Annotated in this window: 4 protein-coding genes; 2 read left to right on the forward strand and 2 right to left on the reverse strand. The window is 39.2% G+C overall.

The window, feature by feature from the left end; all coding sequences use genetic code 11:
- Positions 1 to 298: 298 nt before the first annotated feature.
- Entirely contained in the window at positions 299 to 985 is a 687-nt protein-coding gene (locus tag HUN22_RS15805) for a pirin family protein (RefSeq protein WP_174731318.1), read from the reverse strand.
- A gap of 184 nt (positions 986 to 1,169) precedes the next feature.
- Positions 1,170 to 2,411, reverse strand: coding sequence for a L,D-transpeptidase family protein (locus HUN22_RS15810; protein WP_174731321.1), 1,242 nt, complete (start codon positions 2,409 to 2,411; stop codon positions 1,170 to 1,172).
- A 301-nt stretch (positions 2,412 to 2,712) separates the two neighbouring features.
- On the opposite strand from HUN22_RS15810, the gene hemE reads away from it, so the two are divergent.
- A complete protein-coding gene (gene hemE / locus HUN22_RS15815) occupies positions 2,713 to 3,786 on the forward strand; it encodes a uroporphyrinogen decarboxylase (protein WP_174731324.1) in 1,074 nt (357 codons plus the stop codon).
- Between the two features lie 6 nt (positions 3,787 to 3,792).
- A partial coding sequence (locus HUN22_RS15820; protein ID WP_174731327.1) for a DUF817 family protein occupies positions 3,793 to 4,219 on the forward strand: 427 nt, incomplete at its 3' end.

The following is a 4,219-nucleotide window of genomic DNA, read 5'->3' on the forward strand; positions in this document are numbered from 1 at the left end:
TCTCTATAGCTTGATCTAGGAGGTCGTTATTTGAAGTTATTTATTATTATATTTATTGTGATTTTTTCCAGTATCGGACTCATTTGTTTAATTACAATGTTTAGAAATTTAAAAAATTATTCACGATCTGGTAAGCACGATCATTCATCTTCTTCAACACACCATTTTTATGACAACAGCCATCACAACGCTAGCCATTCAAATGACTGTTCATCCTCTTCAGACTCGGGTAGCTGTGATAGTGGGGGCGGTGGAGAGGATTAAAAAAGCCCTTTTATGCAAAGGGCTTTTTTATGATTTAAGGTAAATCGAACCAGATAAATTGACTGTCCTCAACCGCTTGAATTGTCGCTTTATCTTCAAAAACCAAAGCATCGCCTGCTTTAACTTCTTGATCGCCAATGCGAACTACACCTGAAATAATATGGACATAGTTCACTTTTTTAACTGGCTCAACGTTTAACTCATGTCCTTTTTCCAATACGGCAGATTTTACTTCTGCATTTTGGCGAATATGCATTGGTGCATTTGCGTCAGGCCCTGCAATTAAATGCCATTTGTTTGGATCATTGCGTGGGTCAAGGCTAATTTGCTGGTAATTTGGCTCAGCTTCTTTTACGTCTGGAATGATCCAGATCTGTAATAAATGTACAGGCGTATCAGTGTTGTTGATTTCACTGTGGGCCACGCCTGTGCCAGCGCTCATGAGCTGCCATTCACCTGCTTTAATCTGGCCTTCATTTCCCATGGTGTCTCGGTGTGAAATCGCACCATCTAATACACAGGTTAAGATTTCCATGTTGTCATGCGAGTGCGTGCCGAAACCATTATGCGCATCAATTCTGTCATCATTAATCACACGTAATGCACTAACACCCATATATTTAGGGTCGTACCAACTACCAAATGAAAAGCTGTGATAAGACTCTAACCAACCCGCTTTTACATGTCCTCGATCTTCACCACGATGTAGATAAGCATTCATGATCTAATCTCCCAAATTTTTATTTATCTCTTGAGGAATATCTTAACGTTCTATAAAGGTCAGAAAAATAGGCTAACTGCAACATGTCGTTGCATAATTGATATGGTTGTAAAGTTTTTTATTGATCAATATTTTAAGCATAAAAAAACCTGCCATGAAGGCAGGTCTTTAATGAATCTATTGATTATTCAAGGAATTTAACAGTTACACCAGAACGTACTTTATTTCCTAAATCATTTGCGTCCCAGTTGGTTAAGCGGATACAACCGTGTGATGCTGTTTTAGAAATTAAAGATGGATTTGGTGTTCCGTGAATACCAAAAGATTTTTTACTTAAACCAATCCAGATATTACCTACAGGAGCATTTGGACCTGGTGGTAAAGAAAGAGGTTTTAAGTTTTTACCTTGAATAAAGTTTGAAGGTGAGTAGCTATACCAAGGGTTACGGGCTACACCAACTACCTTGTAAGTACCGGTCGGAGAAGGCGTATCAGTACTGCCAATTGTTGCAGGAAATGACGCAATCATTTGGTTGCGGCTATTGAACAGATACAGTTGTTTTGCACCTTTATGCGCAATAATCAAATGAATGTCTTCTGGTAAATCATTGCGTACGTTTGGAACAATGATTTTTTCACCCGCTTTCTTGAATGTTGCTGTTGGGTTGATTGTCTTTAAGAAAGCTTCATCAATGTGAAACTTCTCGCCCAACATTTCGCTAACACGTGTGTAGTACAAACCTTTCATTTTAGCCTGTAAAGCATAATCAGAAGGAATTGATTGTGCATATGGGCCTTTTAAGTCAGCATCAGTAATCGTGTATTCAATAAATGCAGGTTTTGTTTGTTTTGCAACTAATGCATCCCAAGTTTCTTTAGTTAATTCACCGGTAGGTGATAAACCATTCATTTGCTGGAATGAAGAAATTGCTTTTAATGTGTTTTTGCCACTCATACCATCAATTGCACCAGGAGAGGCATGAGCATTATTTAGCATGACGTGAGCACGAGCATAGACTGGAAACTGGCCCTTACCAATATTTTCAGACCATTCAGCCGAATTTAAGCTATCTAATGTCCAAGAAACTGCTGGGGCTGAAGTCTTTGCTGTGGTTGCAGTCGTTTTAGCTACGGCTACTGGCGCTGAAGCAGCAATACCTGAATCAGCATTTTGATCTTCAGCTTTTTGCAAATTTTGTAATGTTGTTGATGCTCGATTTAAGTCATTTTGTTCTTGAGCGGTAATTTGTGTTGGAGCTTGAGCTTGGACAGTTGAAGCTGCTTCTACTGCTAAAGGATCGATCGGATCTTCTACAGGAGCTGATACCTTTTTAGGGTTCAGGGGTTGCTCAGTTGTTGAAGCAGCAAAAGCAACATTAGCAATAATACAACTTAAACTCATAGCGAGTAATGAGCGAACAAACATGTAATTCAACCTTAAGAATTTTCATATAAGCAATAGGGGCTTGATCGAATCTAAAAGTGCATAAAATTACCAATAACTCATTTCTATGAGCCCAAGATTGGCAATTTAGTGGTTAAAAGAATATCAATAGACCCAATGTAACATGTTGCAAGTATTGCAGAAAACCCAGCAGCTTGCAGTAGACTTTTGTGTAAATATGCATTTTTTAGTAGATTGACGAGTTTTTTGTGTGAAATTGAAATTATAAAAATCTTTATGTTTTTGATATGATGCTGCCACATAAAGAATATAGAGATTGGTAATGACGACTTTGAAAAATGATCGTTTCCTACGAGCTTTGTTACGCGAACCTGTAGATACCACACCGGTATGGATGATGCGTCAAGCAGGACGTTATTTGCCTGAATATCGAGAAACACGTTCAAAAGCAGGCGACTTTCTATCTCTATGTAAAAATACAGAATTTGCTTGCGAAGTGACTTTGCAGCCTTTACGCCGCTACGACCTAGATGCAGCGATTTTATTTTCAGATATTTTAACCATTCCTGATGCATTAGGTTTAGGACTTTATTTTGAAACTGGAGAAGGTCCTAAGTTTCAAAAGACCGTACGTACTGAACAAGATGTCGCGAATTTACCAAAATTAAATGCAAAATCAGACCTTGATTATGTGATGAATGCGGTAAGTACAATTCGTTCAGCTTTAGGCGGTCAAGTTCCACTGATTGGTTTTTCGGGTAGCCCGTGGACGCTAGCGACTTATATGGTTGAAGGTGGTTCAAGTAAAGAATTCCGTTTTACCAAGCAAATGATGTATGCGCAGCCAGAAGTTTTGCATGCTTTACTTGATCATTTAGCAGATTCAGTGATTGACTATTTAAATGCTCAAATTGATGCAGGTGCTCAGGCCATCCAGATCTTTGATAGTTGGGGCGGGGCATTGGCACACCGCGAATACGTCGAATTCTCTTTAAACTACATGAATAAAATCATTGCTGGTTTGCAGCGTGAGAAAGATGGCCGCCGCATTCCTATTATTGTGTTTACCAAAGGTGGTGGTCAATGGCTAGAGCCAATGATTACTACTGGTGCAGATGCATTAGGGCTGGACTGGACTACTCCGCTTAATACAGCTCGAAATATTGTGTCTGGGCGTCTAGCGTTACAAGGCAATCTTGATCCTGCTGTTTTATATGGTTCGGCTGCCTCAATTGAAAAAGCAGTAAAAGCAATGTTAGACGATGCTTACGCAAATGGTGAAAAAACAGGTTACGTTGCTAACTTAGGCCACGGTATTACCCAGTGGGTAGACCCTGCGCAACCAAAAATCTTTGTAGATACAGTGCATGAGTATAGTGCTAAATATCTAGGATAGTTTTTTGTGCGCCATCTCACTTTACCCATTCATTTTATCGGTAAGGCTGTTTCGGCAGCCTTGTTTGGTATTCTGCTTTTAATTGCTTTTGCTTTCACAGCACCGATGGGAAGCCATGAATATATGGGTTTTTATCGCTATGATTATTTACTCATCTATGCATTGTTAATCCAGATCTGCTTACTTTATTTAAAGCTTGAATCATGGGCAGAAGCCAAAGTTATTGCTCTATTTCACGTCATGGCGATGGTCATGGAAATTTTTTTAACGCATCCCGCGATTGCGTCATGGCAATATCCTCAGCCCGCCGTATTTAAAATTTTAACTGTGCCTCTATTTGCAGGTTTTATGTATTCGGCTGTAGGTAGTTTTTTTGCACGCTCAATTCGGCTGTTTCAAGTTTCTTTTGAAAAGCTTCCAAGTTTTGCAACAA

The sequence above is a fragment of the Acinetobacter lactucae genome (genome assembly GCF_013344765.1).
Lineage (GTDB): Bacteria > Pseudomonadota > Gammaproteobacteria > Pseudomonadales > Moraxellaceae > Acinetobacter > Acinetobacter lactucae_A.

What these genes read in the sequence shown, in the direction of transcription:
- hemE (WP_174731324.1), top strand. Translation starts at nt 2,713, where the DNA reads ATGACGACTTTGAAAAATGATCGTTTCCTACGAGCTTTGTTACGCGAA.
- HUN22_RS15810 (WP_174731321.1), bottom strand. Translation starts at nt 2,411, where the DNA reads ATGTTTGTTCGCTCATTACTCGCTATGAGTTTAAGTTGTATTATTGCT.
- HUN22_RS15805 (WP_174731318.1), bottom strand. Translation starts at nt 985, where the DNA reads ATGAATGCTTATCTACATCGTGGTGAAGATCGAGGACATGTAAAAGCG.